This is a genomic window from Citromicrobium bathyomarinum, assembly GCF_021021475.1.
Lineage (GTDB): Bacteria > Pseudomonadota > Alphaproteobacteria > Sphingomonadales > Sphingomonadaceae > Alteriqipengyuania > Alteriqipengyuania bathyomarina.
Genome location: NZ_JAINWL010000001.1, coordinates 860215 through 882329, shown reverse-complemented (window position 1 = coordinate 882329; position 22115 = coordinate 860215). Strand labels below are relative to the sequence as shown.

At 67.2% G+C, this 22115-nt stretch carries 21 protein-coding genes; 7 read left to right on the top strand and 14 right to left on the bottom strand.

The annotated features are described in order from the left end of the window. Positions 1–119: 119 nt before the first annotated feature. The 6 genes from K7H93_RS04500 to tsaD all read right to left on the bottom strand — a co-directional run bounded on the left by K7H93_RS04500 (position 120) and on the right by tsaD (position 7061). The gene (locus tag K7H93_RS04500) at positions 120–722 is read right to left on the bottom strand and encodes a hypothetical protein (protein ID WP_230782672.1); all 603 of its coding nucleotides are present in this window, start codon (positions 720–722) and stop codon (positions 120–122) included. Positions 723–901: 179 nt separating this feature from the next. Continuing rightward, complete coding sequence (locus K7H93_RS04495) at positions 902–1642, bottom strand: OmpA family protein (protein ID WP_230782671.1); 741 nt, start codon at positions 1640–1642, stop codon at positions 902–904. A gap of 51 nt (positions 1643–1693) precedes the next feature. Then, positions 1694–3418, bottom strand: a complete 1725-nt coding sequence (locus tag K7H93_RS04490; protein ID WP_338080280.1) for a vWA domain-containing protein — start codon at positions 3416–3418, stop codon at positions 1694–1696. An 87-nt stretch (positions 3419–3505) separates the two neighbouring features. Next, positions 3506–4978: a lipopolysaccharide biosynthesis protein gene (locus tag K7H93_RS04485; protein ID WP_230783157.1), complete on the bottom strand. Its 1473-nt coding sequence runs from the start codon at positions 4976–4978 to the stop codon at positions 3506–3508. 65 nt (positions 4979–5043) lie between these two features. Further along, positions 5044–6033, bottom strand: a complete 990-nt coding sequence (locus K7H93_RS04480) for an NAD(P)H-dependent glycerol-3-phosphate dehydrogenase (RefSeq protein WP_230782670.1) — start codon at positions 6031–6033, stop codon at positions 5044–5046. Continuing rightward, positions 6033–7061, bottom strand: a complete 1029-nt coding sequence (gene tsaD / locus K7H93_RS04475; RefSeq protein WP_230782669.1) for a tRNA (adenosine(37)-N6)-threonylcarbamoyltransferase complex transferase subunit TsaD — start codon at positions 7059–7061, stop codon at positions 6033–6035. Before tsaD ends, K7H93_RS04480 begins: the two co-directional genes overlap by 1 nt. Before the next feature lie 45 nt (positions 7062–7106). On the opposite strand from tsaD, the gene hemC reads away from it, so the two are divergent. Genes hemC through K7H93_RS04460 form a run of 3 tightly spaced genes read left to right on the top strand, consistent with a single transcriptional unit; the run spans position 7107 to position 9830 of the window. Continuing rightward, on the top strand, positions 7107–8036 hold the full coding sequence (gene hemC / locus K7H93_RS04470; protein WP_082379143.1) for a hydroxymethylbilane synthase: 930 nt from the start codon (positions 7107–7109) through the stop codon (positions 8034–8036). A 10-nt stretch (positions 8037–8046) separates the two neighbouring features. Further along, positions 8047–8787 carry a uroporphyrinogen-III synthase gene (locus tag K7H93_RS04465; protein WP_230782668.1) on the top strand — a complete coding sequence of 247 codons (741 nt, stop codon included), beginning with the start codon at positions 8047–8049 and terminating at the stop codon, positions 8785–8787. A gap of 56 nt (positions 8788–8843) precedes the next feature. Then, positions 8844–9830, top strand: a complete 987-nt coding sequence (locus K7H93_RS04460) for an MICOS complex subunit MIC60 (protein WP_230782667.1) — start codon at positions 8844–8846, stop codon at positions 9828–9830. 46 nt (positions 9831–9876) lie between these two features. On the opposite strand, the gene K7H93_RS04455 is transcribed toward K7H93_RS04460, so the two are convergent. Next, complete coding sequence (locus K7H93_RS04455) at positions 9877–11100, bottom strand: FAD-dependent monooxygenase (protein WP_230782666.1); 1224 nt, start codon at positions 11098–11100, stop codon at positions 9877–9879. Positions 11101–11154: 54 nt separating this feature from the next. On the opposite strand from K7H93_RS04455, the gene K7H93_RS04450 reads away from it, so the two are divergent. After that, the gene (locus K7H93_RS04450) at positions 11155–13230 is read left to right on the top strand and encodes a protein-disulfide reductase DsbD family protein (protein ID WP_230782665.1); all 2076 of its coding nucleotides are present in this window, start codon (positions 11155–11157) and stop codon (positions 13228–13230) included. On the opposite strand, the gene K7H93_RS04445 is transcribed toward K7H93_RS04450, so the two are convergent. From K7H93_RS04445 to uvrB, 6 genes are all read right to left on the bottom strand, one after another. Continuing rightward, on the bottom strand, positions 13166–13732 hold the full coding sequence (locus K7H93_RS04445; RefSeq protein ID WP_230782664.1) for a hypothetical protein: 567 nt from the start codon (positions 13730–13732) through the stop codon (positions 13166–13168). The two genes, K7H93_RS04450 and K7H93_RS04445, sit on opposite strands and share 65 nt — an antisense overlap. Next, on the bottom strand, positions 13732–15243 hold the full coding sequence (locus K7H93_RS04440; protein WP_230782663.1) for a S10 family peptidase: 1512 nt from the start codon (positions 15241–15243) through the stop codon (positions 13732–13734). Before K7H93_RS04440 ends, K7H93_RS04445 begins: the two co-directional genes overlap by 1 nt. A 60-nt stretch (positions 15244–15303) precedes the next feature. Continuing rightward, positions 15304–15834 (bottom strand): CIA30 family protein, encoded by a 531-nt coding sequence (locus tag K7H93_RS04435; protein ID WP_230782662.1) that lies wholly within the window; start codon positions 15832–15834, stop codon positions 15304–15306. A gap of 14 nt (positions 15835–15848) precedes the next feature. Further along, a complete protein-coding gene (locus K7H93_RS04430) occupies positions 15849–16169 on the bottom strand; it encodes a HigA family addiction module antitoxin (RefSeq protein ID WP_230782661.1) in 321 nt (106 codons plus the stop codon). Beyond that, complete coding sequence (locus K7H93_RS04425; RefSeq protein WP_230782660.1) at positions 16138–16425, bottom strand: type II toxin-antitoxin system RelE/ParE family toxin; 288 nt, start codon at positions 16423–16425, stop codon at positions 16138–16140. The genes K7H93_RS04430 and K7H93_RS04425 overlap by 32 nt, the downstream gene beginning before the upstream one ends. 562 nt (positions 16426–16987) lie before the next feature. Next, positions 16988–19165 (bottom strand): excinuclease ABC subunit UvrB, encoded by a 2178-nt coding sequence (gene uvrB, locus K7H93_RS04420; protein WP_230782659.1) that lies wholly within the window; start codon positions 19163–19165, stop codon positions 16988–16990. 119 nt (positions 19166–19284) lie between these two features. Here uvrB and K7H93_RS04415 point away from each other — a divergent pair, with 119 nt between their 5' ends. From K7H93_RS04415 to K7H93_RS04405, 3 genes are all read left to right on the top strand, one after another. Continuing rightward, the gene (locus K7H93_RS04415) at positions 19285–19842 is read left to right on the top strand and encodes a DUF3617 domain-containing protein (protein WP_230782658.1); all 558 of its coding nucleotides are present in this window, start codon (positions 19285–19287) and stop codon (positions 19840–19842) included. A 52-nt stretch (positions 19843–19894) separates the two neighbouring features. Beyond that, complete coding sequence (locus K7H93_RS04410; RefSeq protein ID WP_226661187.1) at positions 19895–20413, top strand: DUF3617 domain-containing protein; 519 nt, start codon at positions 19895–19897, stop codon at positions 20411–20413. Between the two features lie 86 nt (positions 20414–20499). Then, on the top strand, positions 20500–21327 hold the full coding sequence (locus tag K7H93_RS04405) for an esterase/lipase family protein (protein ID WP_230782657.1): 828 nt from the start codon (positions 20500–20502) through the stop codon (positions 21325–21327). Here the strand turns inward: K7H93_RS04405 and K7H93_RS04400 are convergent, their stop codons facing one another. Beyond that, the gene (locus K7H93_RS04400) at positions 21328–21993 is read right to left on the bottom strand and encodes an extensin family protein (protein WP_230782656.1); all 666 of its coding nucleotides are present in this window, start codon (positions 21991–21993) and stop codon (positions 21328–21330) included. Positions 21994–22115 lie beyond the last annotated feature (122 nt).

Below are 22115 nucleotides of genomic sequence, written 5' to 3'. Positions count from 1 at the left end.
CATCGCGATCGCCACGGCACGATCGGAATGTAAAAGAACGACCCTGAACCATGATCGTTCCAAAACGCACCGCATGGCAAGCGAAAACTTGCCCCCGGTGCGCCCGGGGGAGGGGAGAATCAGAGCTTGCCGAAGCGCGCCTCGTAAGCGGCGGTGTCACCTTCGCTGAGCAGCTTGGCCTGCTCGATCCAGTTGTCACGCCGGATACGGCCCTTGAACCGGCCCAGCTGGTCGTCGATCCGGTCGATATCCGCCTCGCTCCAACTCGCGATCTGCGCGAAGGAGGTGACCCCCAGCGTGTTCAGCTGCGTGGCAAGCTTGGGCCCGACCCCCTTGAGGCGGGTCAGGTCGTCTGCACCCTCGGGCGCTGCCTGCGCCGCCTCTTCCTGCGCAACGCCGGTGTTCACGGCCGCGCCTGCGCCGCCGAGCGAGGTTGCTGCGGCAGCGGGTTCGGCCCGCGGGGTGGGCACCGGGGGCGGTGCGGGAGACGGGGCGGGTTGCGGCTCCGGCTCCGGCTGGGGCGGCGGTGCAGCGTCCTTCGCTGCGGCGGGGGGCGCGTCGATCAACGCCTGGTTACGGCGCGTGCCGCCCGGTTCCTCGCCGGTATCCTCGCGCGTGATCCGGGTCTTGCGCGAACCCGAGAGCAGGAACCAGGCGACCACGAAGCCGACCAGCACGGCCAGCAGGATCAGCAGCCAGTTTGCCTCGATCAGTTCAATCATGTGGGGCTAAGCCTCTCTAGCGTCTTTTGCCGTATTCTTGCTCGCGCATTAACGCGAAAGCCTCACTTGCGCAAAGACCAAAGACCTGCGGCGAGTGCGCCAAGCCCGAGGCCGACGGCATAGGCGGCCAGCGCGAGCAGCACGAGTTCGAAGGAAATGGCCATTCTTCGCGCTGCTCCCTACCGTGCTGCCGGGGTGTCGATCGGGGTCGGACGGCTGGTCTCCATCGAGACCACGCGGAACTCGATCCTCCGGTTGGCCGGGTCCGCCGGGCTCAGGCCTTTGACCGGGCGCGAGGAGCCGAAGCCGTTGGCGATCAGGTTCTGCCCCGGAATCCCGCGCTCGATCAGTTCGCGGCGGACCATCTGCGCGCGATCCTGCGACAGCGCGAGGTTGACCTTGGGTGAGCCGGAGGTGTCGGTGTGGCCCGAGATCGCGACGATCGCGCCCACGCAGGGGCGCATCGCGGTGGCCAGTTCGTCGAGCAGTTCCTCGCTGCCGGGGATGAATTCGGCGGAGGATTCCTCGAACCGGATCGTGCGTTCGGCCAGCACGCCGAGCAGCTCGCTCTCGCAGCGCAGCGATTCGATATCCATGTCGCCCGAGGCGAGCATCGTGCCGTCGGTCCAGTGGACCCCGCCAACGCCCGGGATTGCGGCGATCGCCTGTGCGATGCGCGCGCGCTCAAGCTCGGTCAGATCGCGCGCGGGGGTCAGCATCGGGTGACGGGTCGGCCAGCCACGCGCGGTGGTGAAGCGGACCGAAACCTTGCGGCCCGCGCCCTGCTGATCGGGCAGGGCAGCGGTAGCGGCCGCCAGGCGACCGACAAAAGCCGGACCGGTCTGCGCGGCACTGATCAAAGCCAGCGCACAGACAAGCAGCGCGCCGGCGATCAGGATCAGGATGGGGCGATTGCTCACCCCACCCCGATAGACAGTGCCTGCCCCAAAGGACAAGCGTGCGGGCCAGGCTTATTCCTGATCGAGCCCTTCGGCGACGCCGACCAGCTTGAGGAATTCCTGCCGGTAGAAGTCGCGCTGCGGCCCGGCCATGGCACGGATCGCATCGTAGGAATAGTCGTCCAGCAGCGTGTCGCCGCGCAGCTTCTGGGCGAAGGCGGCGACCGAGGTGGCGAAGGCAAAGTCGCCCGAGGGGGCGGGCGCGGCGGCCAGCATCCGTGCGGGCAGCGCCTCGGTGATCAGCGTCGACGTGTCACCGTCCGGCTGCTTGTAGCGCAATTTGACGAAGGCGGCTTCGGTTGCCTTGTCGCTCGCCGCCTGCGGGATCTTGTCCTGATAGCGGCGCTCGGCGATCCAGCCGTCGGCATTCGCGGGCACGACCTCGTAGATCGCGGTGACCTGATGGCCCGATCCGATATCGCCCGCATCGACCGCGTCGTTATCGAAATCCTGTTCGCGAAGGATGCGGTTCTCGTACCCGATCAGGCGGTACTGGCTGATCACTGCGGGGTTGAACTCGACCTGGATCTTCACATCCTTGGCGATGGTGTAGAGCGTCGCGCCGAGCTGTTCGCCGAGCACCTTGCGCGCCTCGATCGCGGAGTCGATGTAGCCGTAATTGCCGTTACCCTTGTCGGCGATCTGCTCCATCAGCGCTTCGTTGATATTGCCGCGCCCGAAGCCCAGCACGCTCATCGCGATGCCGTTCTTGCGCTTGTCCTCGACATATTCGAGCAGCTTGTCGTTGTCCGACAGGCCGACGTTGAAATCGCCGTCGGTGGCCAGGATCACGCGGTTGATCCCGTCGACCTTGCTTGCCTCGGCAACCTTGTAGGCCAGTTCCAGCCCCGCGCCGCCGGCGGTCGAGCCGCCTGCCTGCAATTGGTCGAGCGCGGCCATGATCTCGCGCGAGTCGCTGGTCGGTTCGAGCACGAGGCCCGCCGCGCCCGCATACACCACGATCGAAACGCGATCCTTCGGCGTCAGCTGACCCACCAGCGTCTTCATCGCGGTCTTCACCAGTGGCAGCTTGTCCGCGCTCGACATCGAACCCGATACGTCGAGCAGGAAGACGAGGTTGGCGGCAGGCCGCTCCGCCTTGGGTGCTTCGTATCCGGCGAGACCGATGCGGACCAGCCGCGTGTCGGCATCCCACGGCGTGCGCGCGACATCCATGTTGACCGTGAAGGGCGCATCCTGCGCGCTGGTGGGGCGCGGATAGTCGTAGCGGAAGTAGTTGACGAACTCCTCGGTCCGCACCGCGCCTTTGGGCGGCATCTGGCCGTCGGTCAGCATCCTGCGCGCGTTGGAATAGGCGCCCGTGTCGACATCGACCGAGAAGGTCGAGACCGGCTGTTCCAGCGTCACCGCGACTTCGGAGACGTCCTTGCCATCGTACCGCTCCCGGTCGGGCACGGTCGGAATGACGATCGAGGGGACGTAGCGCAGATCGGGCGAGGTGGTCTGCGGCTGCGCGGTCGCGTCGGCCTCCTCGCGCGAAATCCGCGATCCGGTGACCATGATCGCGCTGGGGGCGGCGAAGGCCTGCGCCGAAGGCGACGGGGGTGGGGGCGGCGGAGGAGGTGGGGGAGGAGGCGGAGGCGGCGGAGGCGGCACTTCGGCCGACCGCTCGGCCTTGGCGCCTGTCAGGACGATCTCGTCGGCATTGTCTGCGGTTGCACAGCCCGCCAGGGCCAGGCTGACGACCGTGATCGCCGCGACGTTCTTCATTCCCATCACCAAACTCCCCATGATGCCTGTCGTTTGTATGATCCGGGAAGGGGGTCGCCCTTTGCCAGTGAACGCCCTCTGAATGCTGTCGCGCTAGCTCGCCGGCGTCTCTCCGTCCTGGCCAAGGTTGCGCCGGAACAGCACGCGGTCGTCTTCGCGGAAGCCGACGAACCACACGATCACCGCATAGGTCGCGAGAATGGCGGGAATGCCGACCACCAGCTCGACCCATTCGGGCAGCTGCGTCACCCCCCAGCCGACCAGCGCGGCGGGGATCGCGGCGATCACCAGCCCCCAGCGGAAATTGTTGACCGTCTCGCCCAGAATGCGGCCGAGCATCACGCTCTTGATAATGCTCGCCGCAGCAAGCGAGATGGCCAGCGCCAGCGCGGCGGCGGGCGCACGCAGGCTTTCGGCGAGGTCATATTCGGTGATCGCGACCATGAAGCCGATGGTCAGCACCGCCTGGAACGCGATGGTCGCGATCGAGACGATCAGGTTGCGCATCCGCGCGATGTAGATCAGCGCGCTTTCGGAGACGACCGCCAGCGCGGCGACCACTTCGGCTACCAGCAGGATCGACAGCGCGCCCGTGCCGCTGACGAAGTCCGGCCCCAGAAGGCCCATCACCGCCTCGCCGGGGATCGCAAGCGCCAGCGCGATGCCTGCCTGCATGGCGACGATCCAGAAGCCGACCTGGCAGATCTGTTTCGCGATTGCGGAGCGGTCGCCCACCTTCAGCGCGGCGGTGATCACCGGGCCCAGGATCGGATCGAAGCTGGTCTTGAGCTTCTGCGGCAGCGTGGCGACCTGCTGCACCGCGTAATAGACGCCGACCTGCGAGGGATTGGCGAACTGGGCGAGGATGAACAGGTCGAGCTTGCGCGTGCCCCATTCGATCGCGTCCGCGCCTGCCAGCGGCAGGTTGCGCACCGCAAGGCGGAACACGCGCGCGGGATGCGGCAGCCAGCCGCGCGGCAGGCCGTAATGATGGATCGCGGGCATGAACGCGGCGACCGATGCGGCGATGATCGACACGACATAGGCCAGTTCCAGCCCGCTGTCGGGCACCACGAAGAACAGCGCGCCTGCCGCGATCGAGATCGCCCACGGCTCCACGATCGCGCGGCTGCGCACGGTCGCGCCGATATCGAACCGGTAGGCGCAGGCCGCCAGCGCAACCTCGGTTAGTGCAAAGGGCAGGATCGTGAAGACCAGCAGCCACGAAAGGTCGCCATTCGCGCCGCTGGGAAACATCGGCTGCGGAAAGATCAGCAGCAGGCCGGTGAAGACCAGCGAAGTGACCAGACTGAGCGTCAGCGCATCGGCGACGGTGTGCGATGGGTCGCGCGTGTCGTTCTCGCTCAGCTGCTGGGCAAGCCCGCGCTTCTGGCCGAGCACCGCGACCTGGCTGGCCAGCTCGATCACCACCAGCGCGGCGGCGAAGCGGCCCAACATCTCGTCGCCATACAGGCGCCCGCCGATGAACAGGAACGGGATGCGTGCCGCGAGGCGGATCAGGAAGCCGAAGAAATTGGTCCGTCCGCCGCGCGCGAGCGCAGCCATATCGTCGCGCGGAGCTTCCTTGGCGGGAGCCTCGTCGCGCGGATTTCCGGTCGTGTCGTTCGCGCTCAAGCGGAGCGGCTTTCGGTGGTCAGCGGGCGAGCGAGCAGCGCATCAGCGACATCGGCGGCCTTGGCGCCTTCGAGCATGGCGACCACCGCGTCGACGATCGGCATGTCGATTCCTTCGGCGCGGGCGAGTCGCTGCAGCACGGGCGCGGTGTGTGCGCCTTCGGCCACGGTCTGGCGGTTGGCCATCAGGTCGGCCGCGGCCTGCCCCTCACCGATCGCCTTGCCGAGCGAGAAGTTGCGGCTGGAGGTGGAAGAGCAGGTCAGGACCAGATCGCCCAGCCCGCAGAGGCCGGTCATCGTGTCGAAACTGGCCCCGCGCGCCGCGCCGAACCGTGCCATTTCGGCGAACCCACGCGTGATCAGCGCGTTGCGCGCATTCTGGCCGAGCGCGAGCCCGTCGACCACGCCGCAGGCAATGGCGAGCACGTTCTTGACCGCGCCGCCGATCTCCGCGCCGATCAGGTCGTCGCTGTAATAGGGGCGGAAGGTCGGGCGGGCGATCACCGGGGAAAGCCGCTTCCACTGCTCCTCACCGCCCTCGCACGCGAGGGTGACGGCAGCAGGCAGTCCGGCAGCGACTTCGTGCGCGAAGGTCGGGCCGGACAGCGCGGCGAGGCTCGCCTTGGGGCAGGTCTCGTGCGCCATGTCGCTCATCAGCGCGCCGGTCGATTGCTCGATCCCTTTGGCGCAGATCACCAGATCGCCGGAGAATTCGGGCATCTCGGCCAGCACCTTGCGCAGGTGCTGCGCGGGGGCGACCGCCAGGATGGTCTGCGCATCGGCGATATCGGCCAGATCGCCGGTGGCGCGAATGGACGGGGCGAGCTGTGCATCGGGCAGGAAGGGGGTGTTGCGGTGGTCGGCGTTGATCTCTGCCACCACCTCGGGCTCGAGCGCCCACAGCGCCACATCACGCCCATCGCTGGCGAGCATCTGCGCGAGCGCGGTTCCCCACGCTCCGCCACCAAGCACTGCTACATCTGCCATCAGGCCTTCACTCCCGCCCCGCGTGCTGGCTCTGCCTCGGGGTCGAGCGGCCAGCGTGGGCGTGCCTTGTAGTCGAGCGGATCGTTCTGGCCCAGCCTTTCGCAACCGGCCCATGCGATCATCGCGGCATTGTCCGTGCACAACCTGGGCGGAGGCGCGACGAAACGCATCGCGTGGCGCTCCGCCAGCGCCTCCAGCGCGGCGCGCACGCTGGCATTGGCGGCCACGCCGCCCGCGACGACCAGCGCGGGCGCATGGCCGGATGTCGCGATCGCGCGCTCCAGCCGGTCGGTCAGGCAGTCGATCGCGGCCTGCTGGAACGAGGCGGCGATGTCGGCGGTCGAGTACTTGCCGCTGTCATGCGCGCGCAGCACCGCGCTCTTGAGCCCGGCGAAGGAGAAATGCGGTTCCTTGCCGCCGACCAGCGGGCGGGGCAGGGGCACGGCTTTCGGATCGCCTTCGCGCGCCAGCTTCTCGACCGCAGGGCCGCCCGGAAAGCCGAGGCCGAGGATCTTGGCGGTCTTGTCGAACGCCTCGCCCACCGCATCGTCGATCGTGGTCGCCAGGCGGCGGTATTGCCCCACGCCTTCACAGCGCAGGATCTGGCAGTGCCCGCCCGAGACGAGCAGCAGGAGGTAGGGAAATTCGAGTTCGGGATCGACCAGCCGGGGGCTGAGCGCGTGGCCTTCCAGATGATTGACCGCGATCAGCGGCACGTCGCTCGCCATTGCCAGCGCCTTGGCACTGACCAGCCCGACCATCACCCCGCCGATCAGCCCCGGACCGGCAGTGGCGGCGATCGCATCGAGATCGCCGAGTTGCATGCCGGCTTCGTCCATCACTTCGGCCAGCATCGGCGCGATCCGCTCCGCATGGGCGCGCGCGGCGATCTCCGGCACGACGCCGCCATAGGGGCGATGCGCTTCGTCTTGCGATGCGATCCGCTGCGCGATGATCCGCCGATCGGTTCCGACCAGCGCCACCGCGGTTTCGTCGCAACTGGATTCAATCCCGAGTACCACTGGCATGGCGCTTTCCCTTAACGCTGCGCCGGGCTAGGGCAAGCAAAGCCTATGAAAGCGATACCCGTCATCCGCCTCGGCACCCGCCGATCCCCGCTAGCCATGGCGCAGGCCCACGAGACTCGCGCGCGGCTGTGCGCCGCCCATGGATGGGACGAAAGCGCGGTCGAACTGGTCCCGGTGGTTGCCGGGGGCGACAAGGTGCAGGACCGCCCGCTGGCCGATGTCGGCGGCAAGGCGCTGTGGACCCGCGAGCTCGACGCGTGGCTCGACGAAGGGCGGATCGACGCGGCGGTCCATTCGCTCAAGGATGTCGAGACGATCCGGCCCGAGTGGATCACGCTCGCCGCGATTCTGCCGCGCGCGGACCGGCGCGACGTGCTGCTGGGGGCAAGCTCGCTGCGTTCGATCCCGCAGGGAGCGACTCTGGGCACCAGCGCGCCGCGCCGCGCCGCGCAGATGAAGAACTTGCGCCCCGATATCGAAACCGTGCTGTTTCGCGGCAATGTCGCCACCCGGATGGCCAAGCTGCAGGCGGGCGAGGCGGATGTGACGTTGCTCGCCGCGGCGGGGCTGGAGCGGCTGGGCCAGGAATCGGTCGGCACGCCGCTGCCGCTCGAAACCTGGCTGCCCGCGCCCTCGCAGGGGGCGATCGGGATCGAGTGCCGGACCGAGGACAGCGTGACCCGCGGACACCTCGATGCGCTCAACGATGCGCCCACGCGGCGCGAGGTCGAGGCGGAGCGTGCGCTGCTGGAGGCGCTGGGCGGCTCGTGCCACAGCCCGGTGGGCGTGCTGGTCGAGAATGCGGATGAAGGCCTGCACATGCGCGCGGCGCTGTTCAGCGCCGACGGGGCGGAGCGGGTCGATGGTTCGAGCGACCTGACGCCGGGCGACGACGAGGCCATCCGCGCCTTCGCCGCCGACCTGCTGGCGCGCGCCACTCCGGGCATCACCGCACTGTTCACCGGCGCGAGCTGAGCGAAGGGCCATGGGTGCGACCGTCTTCGTGCTGCGGCCCGAACCGGGCCTTTCCGCCACGCTGGCACGCGGGCGCAAGCGGGGCCTCGCGATGGAAGCGATGCCGCTGAGCCATGCCGAGGCGGTTGCCTGGCAGGTGCCCGAGGGCGCGTTCGACGGCATCCTGCTGGGCAGCGCCAACGCGCTGCGCCACGCCGAGAGGGGGGCGGGCAAGGGCGCGGGCCGAATTTCAGAGACAATGGGCGGCAGCGCGGCGGATACCGGCCTCGATATGCTGCCGCGTCTGCCGGTCTATGCGGTGGGCAAGGCGACCGCGCAGGCCGCCTGCTCACTGCGCTTCCCGATCGCGCAGGTCGGCGAGGGCGGGCTCCAGAAGCTGCTCGACACGCTGGCCCGCGATGCCCCGCTGCGGCTGCTGCGCCTTGCAGGCGAGGATCGCATGACCCTCTCTCCGCCCGAGGGAGTGACGATCGAGACCTGCACCACCTATCGCATTGTGCACCGCGCGCTGGACGATCAGGATGCCGCGCGGCTGCGCGAGGGCGGGGTCGTGCTGCTGCACTCGGGCGTGGCGGCACGCCACTTCGCTGCCGAGTGCCAGCGCGCAGGTGTGGATCGCGCGAAGCTGTCGCTTGCCGCGCTCGCGCCGCGTATTGCATCACATGCTTCGGATGGCTGGAAAAACGTCGCCGTGGCACCCGAAACCAGCGACGCCGCGCTGCTTTCCCTGGTCGCAGATATGTGCCATTAACCAATAACCGCTAAGCTTCGGTGCGGGATCACGGAGCATACGGGAATGGAAATGTAATGGATTTGGATGAAGTCCGGCAGGGTAGCATGCGTCCGTCGCGTGCCTGGCTGGGCATGGTGCTGGTAATCGTGCTGCTGGTCGCGGCGGGGGCATTGTTTCTCGTCTGGCGGCCCGAAACCTATACCGAAACGGTTGCCGCACTGACCGACAAGAACAGCGATTCGAGCGAGCCGTCGGCGCAAGCGGGGGCCACTCCGATGGTAACGCCGGCAATGACCGAGCCTGCGCAGGTCGCGACGATCATTCCTACCCCGCGCCGTTCCGCCGCCACCCGTGCCCCCACCGCGCGCGAAACCGCTTCGCAGGCGAGCGCCGCGCGCGTCGAACAGCAGCAGGGCGGGATCGAGCAGCGGCTGGCCGAGGCCGAAGCTCGGCTCACCCGGCTCGACCTGCAGGCGCAGGCCGCCGCAGGCAACGCCGCGCGGGCCGAGGGTCTGCTGATCTCCTTCGCTACCCGCCGCTCGATCGAGCGTGGGGCAGAGCTTGGCTATCTGGCCGACCAGTTGCGCCTGCGGTTCGGCGATGCGCTGCCCAACGCGGTGCGCACGCTGACCGATATGAGCCGCAATCCGGTCACGCTCGACCAGCTTCTCGCACGGCTCGAAGGACTCGAGCCCAAGCTACGGTCGTCGCCGCAAGAGCCGAGCTTGCACCGCCTGCGGCGCGAGCTATCGAATCTGTTCGTCATTCGCCGTCAGAGTGCGCCTTCGCCTCGCCCGAAGCGGCGGATCGAACGGGCGAGAATGTTCCTGGAGACTGGTCGCTACGAGGCCGCGATCGAGGAAGTGCAGCACATGCCTGGGGCAGAGGCCGCCGACCAGTGGGTCGCGGACGTGCGCCGCTACGCTGCCGCGCAGCGCGCGCTTGACCTGATCGAAACCGCCGCCGTACTCGAACCGCGCAAGCTGCGTGATGGGTCGGGCGAGCGGATCGATCAGCCCAGCCCGGCGGTCGCGCCGGTGAAGCAGCAGCCGCAGCGGTAGTATACAGTCGCTCTCGGGCCGGGTAGCCGTCCGGTGCGAGGCGAGCCTAGCCCTGCATCAGCGCAGGCACGTCTCCGCTCACCCCGCGCGCTTCGTCCATGAACCAGCGCTTGAGCGGCTCGATCCGCTGCACGCCAGCCATTCCCAGCCGCCGGATTGCCGAGGCACCGGGGCCCGAAACGCCGAACAGCCGGGTCAGCCCGTCGGTCGCGAGCGAGACCATGAAGGCATCGAGCCCGCGCCAGCTCTCGTAACGCGCCAGCATTTCGGCATCGCCCGGATCGAGGCCAAGCCGCTTGGCCTCCGCGATCACTTCCACCAGCGCGCCCGCATCGCGCAGGCCCAGGTTGAGACCCTGCCCGGCGATCGGGTGAATGCCGTGCGCCGCATCGCCGACCAGCGCCAGCCGGTGCTCGACGATCTTGGCGGTGTGGTGGAAGCCCAGTGGATAGGATGAACGCGGGCCGTTCGCCTGCAGATCGCCGAAGATGCGGCCCATCCGCTTCTCGACCTCGGCGACGAAGGCGCGGTCGCCCATCGCGAGCACGCCGTCGCCATCGCTCTCGTCCACGGTCCACACCAGCGCGCTGCGGTGGCGACCCTGCTCGTCGTCGAGCATCGGCAGCAGCGCGAAGGGGCCTTCGGGATAGAAGATTTCCCACGCGACATTCTCGTGCGGCTGGGAATGGATCAGCCCGGCGATGATCGCACGGTGGTTGTACTGCCAGTTGGCGATCTTGAGACCCGCCTCCTCGCGCGTGGGCGAGCGGCGGCCTTCGGCGGCGACCATCAGACGGCCCTTCACCACGGTCCCGTCGGCCAGCGTCGCGCTGACGCCATGATCGCCACGCTCGCGCGAGACCACGTCCACGCCCGCATGCCACGCGATCAGAGGCTCTGCCTTGGCCGCTTCGAACAGCGCGAGGCGCAGCTGGCGGTTGGCGAACATGCGGCCGAGCGAGCCTTCATGCTCCTCTGGCGCGAAGTCGATCCGACCGGGCTTGAGCTGGTCGGTCACCGCGATCTTCGCGATCGGGCAGCCATACGGCTCGAGCGATTCGGCCAGGCCGATATTGGTGAACAGGTTCCAGCTGGCGGTGGAGACCGCCGAGGCGCGTCCGTCGAACCCTTCGGCGGTCAGGCTCGCCGGATCGGCGCGGTCGACCACATGGCTGGCGATGCCCTTCTTCGCCGCCGCCAGCGCCAGCGTCATGCCGACGAGGCCGCCGCCGAGGATCAGGAGATCGCGCGTATCTGAAGGTTGGGGCATTGCTGGGCGCTCGCTCGCTTGTCTTGGGGTTGCGACAGCCCTAGGCCGCTGGCGATGACCTCCGCAAGCCTCCCCGTGGTTCGCCGTGTGCTGGCGCTGTTCGTTGCGGCACTGTTTGCGGCGCTGCTCCCCGGTGCGGCGCAGGCACAGGACGCCAATATCGCCGCGCGCCTGCTGGTCGAAGGGCCGGTGGGGAAGGGCGGCGAGACGCGGATCGCAATCGAGTTCTCGCCCAAATCGGCTGAATGGCACGGTTACTGGTCCAATCCCGGCGATGCGGGGCTGGGAATGCAGGTCGAGTGGGACCTGCCCGCAGGCGTCACCATCGGCGACTTCCAATATCCTCCGCCCAAGACGCTGCTCATCGGCGGGTTGATGAACCACGTGTTCGAAGGCGACTACGCGGTCGTCGCGCCACTGCGCGTCGCATCGGATGCGGCGGTGGACGGCCCGTTCGAGCTGACCGGCAAGGCCTTCTACCTCGCCTGCACCGACACAATCTGCGTGCCGCAGGAGGCGCGCTTGCGCGCGGTGGTCGGGCTGGGTCAGGGGAAGAACAACCCCCGCTTCGCCGCATTCCAGAGCGCGCTTGCCGCCCCGCTCGATCAACCGGCACGTTTCGCGGTGGAGGGCGATAGCCTGCGGATCGCGATTCCCCTGCCTGCCAGCCTCGATGTCGGCACCCCGCATGTCTTCGTGGGAACGCGCGAACTGGTCCGCTACGCCGCGCCGCAGCGCTTTGCGCGCGCGGGCGACATGCTTGTGGCCGAGATCCCGCTCGCCGAAGGGGCGGCCATGCCCGCGGGCATTTCGGGGATCGTGCGTCTCGGCGATGGCACCGGGCTACAGTTCGAAGGCGCGCCGGGCACCGTGCCGACCGGGGGCGAGCCGATCCGCATGGGCAGCGATCTGCCGCCATGGTGGGCGCTGCTGGGTGCGGCGCTGCTGGGCGGGCTGATCCTCAACATCATGCCCTGCGTGTTCCCGATCCTCAGCCTCAAGGCGCTCTCGCTGGCCAAGGCGGGCGGGTCGGAGGCGTCGGCGCGCAAGGATGCGCTGGCCTATACCGCAGGCGTGGTGCTCGCCTGCCTTGCGCTGGGCGGACTGCTGCTGGTTCTGCGTGCGAGCGGAGAGGCGGTCGGCTGGGCGTTCCAGTTGCAGGAGCCGGGCGTGGTGGTGGCGCTGTTCCTGCTGGCGGTGGCGCTCACCGCGAACTTCCTCGGCGCATTCGAGATTCCCGGGATGGCGATCACCGGCGGCGGCGCGAGCGGGCGCGGCTCCTTCGCGACCGGCCTGCTCGCGGCGTTCGTGGCCACACCGTGTACGGGCCCGTTCATGGCGGCGGCGCTGGGCGCGGCGCTGGTGCTGCCGTGGCCCCTCGCGCTCGGCCTGTTCGCCGCGCTGGGGCTGGGTATCGCGCTGCCGTTCCTGCTGGTCGGCTTCGTGCCCGCCATCCGTCGGCGCCTGCCGAGGCCCGGCAAGTGGATGGTGACCTTCCGCCGCTGGATGGCGCTGCCGATGGGGCTGACCGCGCTGGCGCTCGGCTGGTTGCTTTGGCGAACCGGCGGGACGATGTTCCTCGTCTTATGTGTGGGCGCGGCGGCGAGCGTGCTTGGGCTTCTCGCGGTCCTGCTTGCTCCGGCGCAGCGGCAGCAGACAAAGCGCACCCCGCTGATTGCCATGTTCGCGATCGTCGCGCCCCTCCTGCTTATGCACGCAGCGGAGCAGTTCGATCCGGATGCAAGCACCCCGTCCAGCGACATGCTCGACAGCCAGCCCTTCAGCGAGGCGGCGCTGGCGCAGGCGCGTGCAGCCAACCGCCCGGTGTTCCTCTATTTCACCGCCGACTGGTGCCTGACCTGCAAGGTGAACGAGAGCGTCGCGATCGAGACGCGGGCGAGCGCGCAGGCGCTGGACGCTGCCGATGCGGTGGTGCTGCGCGGCGATTGGACCCGGCGCGATCCCGCGATCACCGAGTTCCTGACGCAGCAGGGCGTGGCGGGCGTGCCGCTCTACCTATGGTATGCGCCGGGCGCGAGCGAGCCGCAGCGCCTGCCGCAGGTGCTTACTCCGCAGGTTCTTCCGGATCTGGCGACTGCTTCCGCGCGGCCAGACGACAGCTCTCGATAAGATTACGCGGCGCATCGCTGGCGTTGAGCGCCAGCGTGCCCGCACCCGGAATGGTCAGCTCCACCCGGCGCAGGCCGGTCAGCACGTCGAGCTTTTCCGACGCGAGCGGGATCGTCCCCTCCCACAGGAAGGCGCGGCCATTATCGATCGCATCGACGGCAAAGCGTTCCTTGTGGCCATTGCCGACCATCGCCATCAGCGCCTGTGCGCCCTCGTCCGCCCGCACGAAGCGGGTCACGCGCAGCGATGGCGTCTCCTCCTCCATCTCGCACGCGATCGCGGCGAAGGGCTGCTGGCCGGGAATGCCGTAGAGCAGGCGCAGCGGCGTCTGACTCGGGGCCCACACCGCGCCTTGCGCATCGGGCGAGGCCTGCGGCTCGCTGGCGAAGCTCTCCGGCGCGGGCGGATCGTTACGCTCTTCGTAGCGCTCTGCCGCAGGCGGCTGGCACGCCGCCAGCGCGAGCGGGAGCGCGGCGAACAGGGCGAGGGTGCGACGCTCCATCAGCGGGCGCGGATGAAGGCGCGGATGTCGCGCGACAGCTTCGCCCGGTCCTCGTCGCGAATATACATCATGTGCCCTGCATCATAGTAATGGAACTCGACCCGGTCCTGCGGGATGCCCACGCGGTTCAATGAGTATTCCGCGCCGAAGAAGGGCGTGGCGAAATCGTACCATCCCTGGCCGACGAAGGTGCGCAGCTGCGAATTCTGGCGCATCGCATCGCCGATGAAGGGCGCGACGTTGAGATAGGCACCGCGCCCCCGGCCCGACAGGCTCCAGTCCCAGTAGCGGCCCGGATCGCTGCCGATCGCCTGGTACTCGCGGTCGGTCTCGAACCCCAGCGTATCGCGCGCCCAGGAATTGATCGCGGCGGTATAGCCGCCATCGATGCCGTAGAAGCTCGGGTCGTTGTCCGGATATTCGCCCGCATTGTCGTAATCCGTGCCGGTATAGCGACTGTCGAGCCGGCCGATGGTCAGGCCGCGGTCGCGCAGCAGCTCCTTGTAGAAGCGCTGGTCGGTCACCCGCAGCTCCGCCTGGTCGAGGAAGGTTTCGGACAGGCCGGTGAGGCGGGAGAGCTGCGCGCGCACGCTCGCGCGTTCGGCGGCGGGCAGGTCCTGCCCCTTCAGCAGCGCGGTGGCGTAGGGGCCGATCGCGAACTGCCGCGCTTCCTCCGCGATCGCCTGCACCGACGGGGCCTGCGCCTTGCCGTGGTAGTAGGCGGCGGTCGCCATATTGGGCAGCGCCATCACGTAGGCCATCTCGTTGCCCGGCGTCGGCTCGCGCGCGGCGAAATCCAGGATGGTCGAAATCAGGATCAGCCCGTTGAGTCCGACATCGTTGTAGGTCGCCCCTTCCAGCTCGCGCACGACCATTGCGGTGCGGGTGGTGCCGTAGCTTTCGCCGCCGAGATATTTGGGGCTGTTCCAGCGGTTATTGTCGTTGATCCAGCGGCGGATCACCGTGGCGACGGCGCGCGCGTCCTGCTCCAGCCCGTAATATTTCTCCGGGTCGGTGCCTTTGGTCAGGTAGCTGAAGCCCGTGCCCGGCGGATCGATGAAGACGAGGTCCGCGACGTCGAGCAGGGAGTCCGGATTGTCGAGGATCGGGTAGGGCGGCGCACCATCGTCGCGCGCGTCGCTGGGAATCGCCACCCGCTTGGGCCCGAACGCCCCCATCTGCAGCCACACCGAGCCAGAGCCCGGCCCGCCATTGTAGATGAAGAACACCGGGCGCGAGGTATCGCGCGGGTTCTTCACGTAGCTGGTGGTGACGATCACCGCCTCTGCCTTGCCATCGTCGTTGGCCAGCACGTGCTCGGCGATGGTCGCGGTGTAGCCGATCCGCTGCCCGCCGAAGGTGCCGCTGAGGTCGCGGGTGCGGACCTGCGGGTCGATACTCGGCGCTTCCGACTTCGCGGCGTCAGCCTTGTCCTGCGCGATGGCGATGGTGGGAAGGGCGGCTGCCAGCGCGGCTGCGGCGGCAAGATTGCTGAACGTGCGAAGGATCATGGCGGCGCTATGCCAGCCCTTCACGCACGCGTAAATCCACCTGCGGCCAGCCTATGGCCGCTATGCGCAGGCTTCGATCCGGCTGAGCCGCATCGCGAAATCGCCATCGATCCCGTCGGCGATGATCAGGCCGATGCTGTGCGCTTCCCGCGTTGCGAAGGCGGGCGCGTCGACCTGCTGCCCGAACAGCGAGGTTTCCAAGTGTGCAAGATCGATCACCGCGACGGACCACTCCCCGGCGCTTTCCTCGGGCGTCAGGGGCGCGCGATAGGCAATACGCCGCCCCCGCTCCCTCGCATCGGAACGCAGCGTCACCTCGTAGGTGCGCGCATCGCCCGAATAGACGATCCGCAGCGAGCGTGCCCCGGCCATTGCGCTTTCGGGCAAGGTCCGCCGCAGCGAGGTGAACCCGCCGCCATTGGTGTTGATGGTCCCGGTGAAGGAAAGGGCGTCGTCGACCTGCTCGATATGGCCCTTGGAGAGGCCGCCCATGACGCCGTCGTTGATGACTTCCCACCGCGCGAATTCGTCAGGATCGGTAAAGTCGACCAGCGTGCGGCAGGTGCCGGGTTCGATGGCGGCGAGGCTCATGGCGAGGGCGAGTATCAGGCTGCGCGTGGCGTGATGCGGTCGAGCGCTTCGCCATTCGTGCGCCGCTCTTCCTCCAGATCATAGTCGATCTGGAGGCCGAGGAAGAACCCTTCGCTGACTCCGAAGTACCGCGCCAGCCGCAGATCGGCTTCCGCGTCGACGGCTGCGCTTTCGGCGAGCAGCGCCTCGATCCGCTCTTTCGCAAGGCCGGTACCGATCGCCGTTTCCTGCAGCGAAATTTCCGTGCCGATCAGGAAATCCTCGCGCAGGATCGCGCCCGGATGGACATTGTCCAGCAGGTCGTCATCCCTTGTGGTAGTCCTCGATGCGGACATCGTGCGCGTCTCCTTCGGACCAGCGGAAGGTTACCCGCCACTGGTCATTGACCCGCACACTATATCGCGAAGGTGTGAGGCCTTTCAACTTCTCGAAGCGATTGCCGCCTGGAATGCGCATGTCGTCGAGCTTTGCCGCCCGGTTGAGTTGACGCAGCTTGCGCCGAGCGGTGTTCTGGATGTCGGGCGGCAGCTTGCGACTCCGCGACCCGCGAAAGACGCTTTCGGTTTCGGGATCGGCGAAGGACTCGATCATGCTGCACGCTCCGAATGGCAGCCATTCAGTTGAATCACAGTTTTTCCGAAAGCAATAGTTATTTCGCGGTAGTCCGTGAGTCACGGAAAAAGCCAAAATAACCTCTTCGCATCGCCTGCGTGTAAAGCTTGATCTGTGCGGCATACCGAAGCCGTCACCCCGAACTCGTTTCGGGGTCCAGTCTTCGGCTCGTGATGACCGGATCAGGCGGAGGGCTGGATGCTGAAACGAGTTCAGCATGACGGGGAGGGGAAGGGCGCTCACTTCTTCTCGCCGAGCGACTTGCCGATCTGGATGCCCGCAAAGGTGAAGCCGCCTGCGAGCATGATGATGGCGACGATCAGGGAGACGATTTCGAAGGGGGTCATTTGCTCGTCCTCAAAAGGGCGAGAACTTTATTAGCACCAGATATCGATGAGTCTACAAGTCCTCACGTCGCACGGTGCGACGCGAAGGCAGGAGAATGTCTTTCAAAAACAGACGCTTGCCGGAGCGGCGTCTAATTACCAGTTAGAGGACTCCATAGCGTTTTCAGATGCTAAGCACGCAAAAGTTGTTCGATTTAGCGACTGAATTTTTTTTGCGTCCGCCCGTACCGCAGCTTCCGCGTCCCCGGCTTGCCCTCATTACTCCGCCCCACCCGAGCCGCCTTTTGCTCACCCTCGGGCAAGCCAAGCTCGTCCGCCTCCAGCGCCCGGATCTCGTCGCGCAGGCGCCCGGCCTCTTCGAACTCCAGGTTCGCAGCGGCTTCGCGCATCTTCTTTTCGAGGTCTTCGATGTAGGCGCGCAGGTTGTGGCCCACGAGCGGCGTAGCCTCGTCCTCGGGTTCGCCATCTTCGCCCTTGGTCGCGTGGGCGGTGATGTCGGCGATGGCGCGGCGGATCGTGGTCGGGGTGATCCCGTGTTCCTCATTATACGCGCGCTGTTTCTCGCGCCGCCGCTCGGTCTCCGCCATCGCGCGTTCCATGCTGCCCGTGATGCGGTCGGCATAGAGGATCACGCGGCCATCGACGTTGCGCGCTGCGCGGCCGATGGTCTGGATCAGCGAGGTCTCGGAGCGCAGGAAGCCTTCCTTGTCCGCGTCCAGAATGCACACCAGCCCGCATTCGGGAATGTCCAAGCCTTCGCGCAGCAGGTTGATGCCCACCAGCACGTCGTACACGCCCAGCCGCAGGTCGCGGATCAGCTCGATACGTTCCAGCGTCTCGACGTCGGAGTGCATGTAGCGGACCTTGACGCCCGCTTCGTGCATGAACTCGGTCAGGTCTTCGGCCATCCGCTTGGTCAGGGTGGTGACGAGCGTGCGGTAGCCCTTGGCTGCAGTCGCCTTGCACTCCTCGATGCAGTCCTGCACCTGGTCTTCGACCGGGCGGATTTCGACCGGCGGGTCGATCAGGCCGGTGGGGCGGATCACCTGTTCGGCGAAGACGCCGCCGGTCTGCTCCATCTCCCAGCCGCCGGGCGTGGCGGAGACCGCGAAGGTCTGCGGGCGCATCGCGTCCCATTCGTTGAACCGCAGCGGGCGGTTGTCGATGCACGAGGGCAGACGGAAGCCGTATTCGGCCAGCGTGATCTTGCGGCGGTGGTCCCCGCGCGCCATTGCGCCGATCTGCGGCACGGTCTGGTGGGACTCGTCGACGAACAGCAGCGCGTTTTCGGGGAGGTATTCGAACAAAGTCGGCGGCGGCTCGCCCGGCAGGCGGCCGGTGAGGAAGCGCGAGTAGTTCTCGATCCCATTGCAACTGCCGGTGGCGGCGATCATCTCAAGGTCGAAATTGGTCCGCTGTTCCAGCCGCTGGTGTTCGAGCAGCTTGCCCTCAGCCTCCAGCTCCTTGAGCCGTTCGGCCAGCTCGAACCGGATGGCTTCGGAAGCCTGCTTCATCGTCGGGCCGGGGGTGACGTAGTGCGAGTTGGCATAGACGCGCACCTTTTCGAGCTTCCGGCCGGGCTTGCCAGTCAGCGGATCGAATTCGACGATTTCCTCGATATCGTCGCCGAAGAAGCTGATCCGCCACGCCGTGTCTTCGTAATGCGAAGGGAAGATTTCGAGATTGTCGCCGCGCACGCGGAAATTGCCGCGCGCAAAGGCGACATCGTTGCGCTTGTATTGCAGCGCGACGAGCTTGCGGATCAGCTCGCGCTGGTCGACGCTCTCGCCCTCCTTGATGTCGAAGATCATCGCCGAATAGGTCTCGACCGATCCGATACCGTAGAGGCAGCTGACCGAAGCGACGATGATCACGTCGTCACGCTCCAGCAGCGCGCGGGTGGCCGAGTGGCGCATCCGGTCGATCGCCTCGTTCACCGAGCTTTCCTTCTCGATGTAGGTATCGCTACGCGGCACGTACGCTTCGGGCTGGTAATAGTCGTAGTAGCTGACGAAATACTCGACCGCGTTGTTGGGGAAGAAGCTCTTGAACTCGCCATAGAGCTGCGCGGCCAGGATCTTGTTGGGCGCGAGGATCAGCGCGGGCCGCTGCAGTTCCTCGATCACCTTGGCCATGGTGAACGTCTTGCCCGATCCGGTGACGCCGAGGAGCACCTGCGTCTTCTCGCCGCCTTCGGCTTCGCGCACCAGCTCCTCGATCGCGGTCGGCTGGTCGCCCGCCGGTTCGTATTCGCTGACGAGTTCGAACCGCTTGCCCGGCATGCTCTTTTCGGGGCGTGCGGGCTTGTGGGGCACGAATTCGCCGGTGGTGTCCGGCTCGTCGAGCCCGCGTCTGATGATGAGTTCGGCCATGGCGTTCATATTGGCGCATCGCACGCCCGTCGCAATGGCAGTTGTCGCGCTTGGCCCTGCTGCCTAGGGTGATGGCCTGACGGGTTACGGCCCACCAATGCTTCCCGGGGAGACACACCATGCGCACCATTCTTGCCGCTTCCGCCTGCCTGGCCCTGCTGGCCGCCTGCTCCGACGGCGCGAGCGATAATGCCGACAAGGCCGACGCCGATGGCAAACTCACCAGCGAGGAAATGGCCAGCGAAGTCGCTGCTGCCGGCGACGAGATCACCATGCGCCCCGGCCAGTGGGAAAACACGATCGAGTTCACCGAATTCGATATTCCCGGCGTGCCCGAGAAGATGAAGGACTTCATGACCAAGCAGATGGGCAGCGCGATGACGACCACATCCTGCCTGACGCAGGAGGAAGCGGACCGGCCCAACGCGGGCTTCTTCGGCGGTGAGAAGAACGACAACTGCACCTATGACAAGTTCGACCATGCAGGCGGCAACCTGACCCTGCGGATGACCTGCGCAACCGATGAGGGCGGCACGGCCAAAATCGCAATGGACGGCACGTTCGGGGACGAGAGCTTCACGCTCACCATGGACAACCGGATCAGCGGCACGCGTGCAGGCGATGTCACCATGAAGGGCACCGTCACCGGCAAGCGGATCGGCGACTGCCCGGCCTAGTCACGCCGCCCGCCACCGGACCAAACTGACAAGCAAGCGATAAAGGCACACCATGACCAAGCGCGTTGTACCCCGGGGCGGCATCGTTGCGCTCCTGACCCTGTCCTTCGCGCTGGGTCTGGGGGGCTGCGGGGAGTCGCTCTACGACAAGGACGAGGCGCCGCCCGAAAAGGTGGATGGGGATGTCGTCCTCCAGCCCGGGCTGTACCGCATGCAGGTGAGTATCGGCGGGGCGGGCGGCGATGCCTCGGGCAGCCAGTTTGCCGACGATACGACCTGTCTCACACAGGCGGACGTCGCTGGTGGCTATCGTGAGATGCTGCTCGACATGCAGGGCCGCGATGCTTGTCGCTTCGATAGCTACGATCTGCAGGATGGTACGCTGAACGCGGTGATGACCTGCAAGGGTGACCAGTTCCAGCCGGAGACGGAGGCCCGGATCGAGGGCACGCTGAGCGAGACCGCAACCGACCTGAGGATGACCGTCGCCGGGTTCGAAGGCGGTAAGGGCGGTATCGACATGCGCGTGACGAGCGAGCGGATCGGCGAGTGCCCCGGCGAGGCGAAGTAGGCGCGCGCACCACCCATGCGCCCTGCGCATAGGACCAGTGTCGACGCATTCGTGAAACTCTAAGCCTCTTGCCGCATTATGAAGGCATGCGAGGGTTTTTCAGGATACCACAGGCCACCGCTCAGCCAGCACCCAGCACCGGCGTGTACGGGTTCACCGCGCTCGCCGACAGCGAGTGGGCGCGCCGCATCGAACTTGCCAGCGAACCCGATCCCGACGGCTCTACCGGCCCGCGCCTGTGGCTGCTGCTGCGCGAGCTTGGCTACATGATCGAACCCGCGCGCCGCCTTTACCGCAGCCTGTTCAAACCGTTCCGCATAGCCAAGGCACAAACCCCGCGGATGGTGATGGTGCTGCCCGGTTTCGGGACCAACCCGATCAAGATGCGCTATTTCGCGCGGCGGCTGGAAGATGCGGGCCATACGGTCAAGCGCTGGGGTTGCGGCTATAACTGGGGCTTTTCGGAAGAGCTGTTCAGCCAGCTGGAAAACCGCCTGCTCGACCTGCGCCAGCGGGCGGGCGCACCGGTGGTTCTGGTCGGCTGGAGCCTCGGCGGGCTCTACGCGCGCGAACTGGCCAAGCGTCAGCCCGATGCGGTGGCGAAGGTGATTTCGATGGGCTCGCCCTTTTCGGGCAATCTGCGCGCGAACAATGTGTGGCGGATCTATCAGGCGGTTGCCGGCCACCGGATTGCCGATGTGAAGATCGCCGCGCAGCTTTCACGCAAGCCCCCGGTCGAAACCGTGGCGCTGTGGAGCCCGCGCGACGGCGCGATCAGCCCGCGCTCGGCCGCCGGCTACCCGGGTGAGCGCGACCGGGCGGTTGCCCTGCGCTGCAGCCATATGGGCTTTTCCTATTCGCCCGAGGCGATCCGTGCGGTCGCCCGCGAGATAGACTGGGCCGACGAGGACTGACTAGCGGCAGAAGCTGCTGTCGCCCACTTCCAGATGCAGATGATCGGCATGCGCGGCGTTGTAATCGGGGCTGAGCACGGTGCCGAAGCGCTTGCATGCGCTCTCGCGTACCACTCGTAGAAACTGGCGCTCGTCCGAGCTGCCGCCCTTCCAGTCCCCGATCACCGAAATGCGCCGCCCGTCTTCGAGCACGAAGGCAGCGACGTCGATCGCCTCCGCCCGCGCGTGGGCGGAGCGTCTGCTGGTGCCCGCGACGTTGCGGCACGAATAGCTGCCCATCGTCTCGATCCGGGCGAGCGGACTGCCGAGATAGGCCCGCGCCGCGCGATCGACACCGTAGCGGACCCAGCCTGCGAAGGTGCTCGCGGTCTGGCAGGTGACCGGTCCGATATTGGCGATTCCAAAGCGGCCCGCATCGCCCCGCAGATCGCTCAGCGAGACGGTGTCGATCCGGGTGCAGCCGGGCGCGTCGTAGGCGTTGGGCAGGGGCGAGAAACTCGCGCCAGAGGCACCCAGTTTGGCGAGGCACTGCTGGCCGATGAGGCTCGGCGCGACCGCGCCGGTCTGCGGTGCGCTGGTCGGGGTGCGCGGTCCCGGCCGGTCGGCGCGCCCGCCACCGCTGGGCAGCAGCTGGCAGCCGGAAAGGCCGATCGCGATGCAGGCCACAAGAAGGGATCTCGATAGGTGCATGACGGTGCGATCATGGTCGGGGCTTGGTTAACACGGGCCTAAGGGCGGGTGCCCGGAAACATTCGCGGGGGCCGCCCATTGCCAAGGTGACGCAGCCA

Coding starts and splice junctions, on each gene's coding strand:
- K7H93_RS04500 (WP_230782672.1), bottom strand. CDS start 722: ATGATTGAACTGATCGAGGCAAACTGGCTGCTGATCCTGCTGGCCGTG.
- K7H93_RS04490 (WP_338080280.1), bottom strand. CDS start 3,418: ATGGGAATGAAGAACGTCGCGGCGATCACGGTCGTCAGCCTGGCCCTG.
- K7H93_RS04485 (WP_230783157.1), bottom strand. CDS start 4,978: ATGGCTGCGCTCGCGCGCGGCGGACGGACCAATTTCTTCGGCTTCCTG.
- K7H93_RS04480 (WP_230782670.1), bottom strand. CDS start 6,033: ATGGCAGATGTAGCAGTGCTTGGTGGCGGAGCGTGGGGAACCGCGCTC.
- tsaD (WP_230782669.1), bottom strand. CDS start 7,061: ATGCCAGTGGTACTCGGGATTGAATCCAGTTGCGACGAAACCGCGGTG.
- hemC (WP_082379143.1), top strand. CDS start 7,107: ATGAAAGCGATACCCGTCATCCGCCTCGGCACCCGCCGATCCCCGCTA.
- K7H93_RS04465 (WP_230782668.1), top strand. CDS start 8,047: ATGGGTGCGACCGTCTTCGTGCTGCGGCCCGAACCGGGCCTTTCCGCC.
- K7H93_RS04460 (WP_230782667.1), top strand. CDS start 8,844: ATGGATTTGGATGAAGTCCGGCAGGGTAGCATGCGTCCGTCGCGTGCC.
- K7H93_RS04455 (WP_230782666.1), bottom strand. CDS start 11,100: ATGCCCCAACCTTCAGATACGCGCGATCTCCTGATCCTCGGCGGCGGC.
- K7H93_RS04450 (WP_230782665.1), top strand. CDS start 11,155: ATGACCTCCGCAAGCCTCCCCGTGGTTCGCCGTGTGCTGGCGCTGTTC.
- K7H93_RS04445 (WP_230782664.1), bottom strand. CDS start 13,732: ATGGAGCGTCGCACCCTCGCCCTGTTCGCCGCGCTCCCGCTCGCGCTG.
- K7H93_RS04440 (WP_230782663.1), bottom strand. CDS start 15,243: ATGATCCTTCGCACGTTCAGCAATCTTGCCGCCGCAGCCGCGCTGGCA.
- K7H93_RS04435 (WP_230782662.1), bottom strand. CDS start 15,834: ATGAGCCTCGCCGCCATCGAACCCGGCACCTGCCGCACGCTGGTCGAC.
- K7H93_RS04430 (WP_230782661.1), bottom strand. CDS start 16,169: ATGTCCGCATCGAGGACTACCACAAGGGATGACGACCTGCTGGACAAT.
- K7H93_RS04425 (WP_230782660.1), bottom strand. CDS start 16,425: ATGATCGAGTCCTTCGCCGATCCCGAAACCGAAAGCGTCTTTCGCGGG.
- uvrB (WP_230782659.1), bottom strand. CDS start 19,165: ATGGCCGAACTCATCATCAGACGCGGGCTCGACGAGCCGGACACCACC.
- K7H93_RS04415 (WP_230782658.1), top strand. CDS start 19,285: ATGCGCACCATTCTTGCCGCTTCCGCCTGCCTGGCCCTGCTGGCCGCC.
- K7H93_RS04410 (WP_226661187.1), top strand. CDS start 19,895: ATGACCAAGCGCGTTGTACCCCGGGGCGGCATCGTTGCGCTCCTGACC.
- K7H93_RS04405 (WP_230782657.1), top strand. CDS start 20,500: ATGCGAGGGTTTTTCAGGATACCACAGGCCACCGCTCAGCCAGCACCC.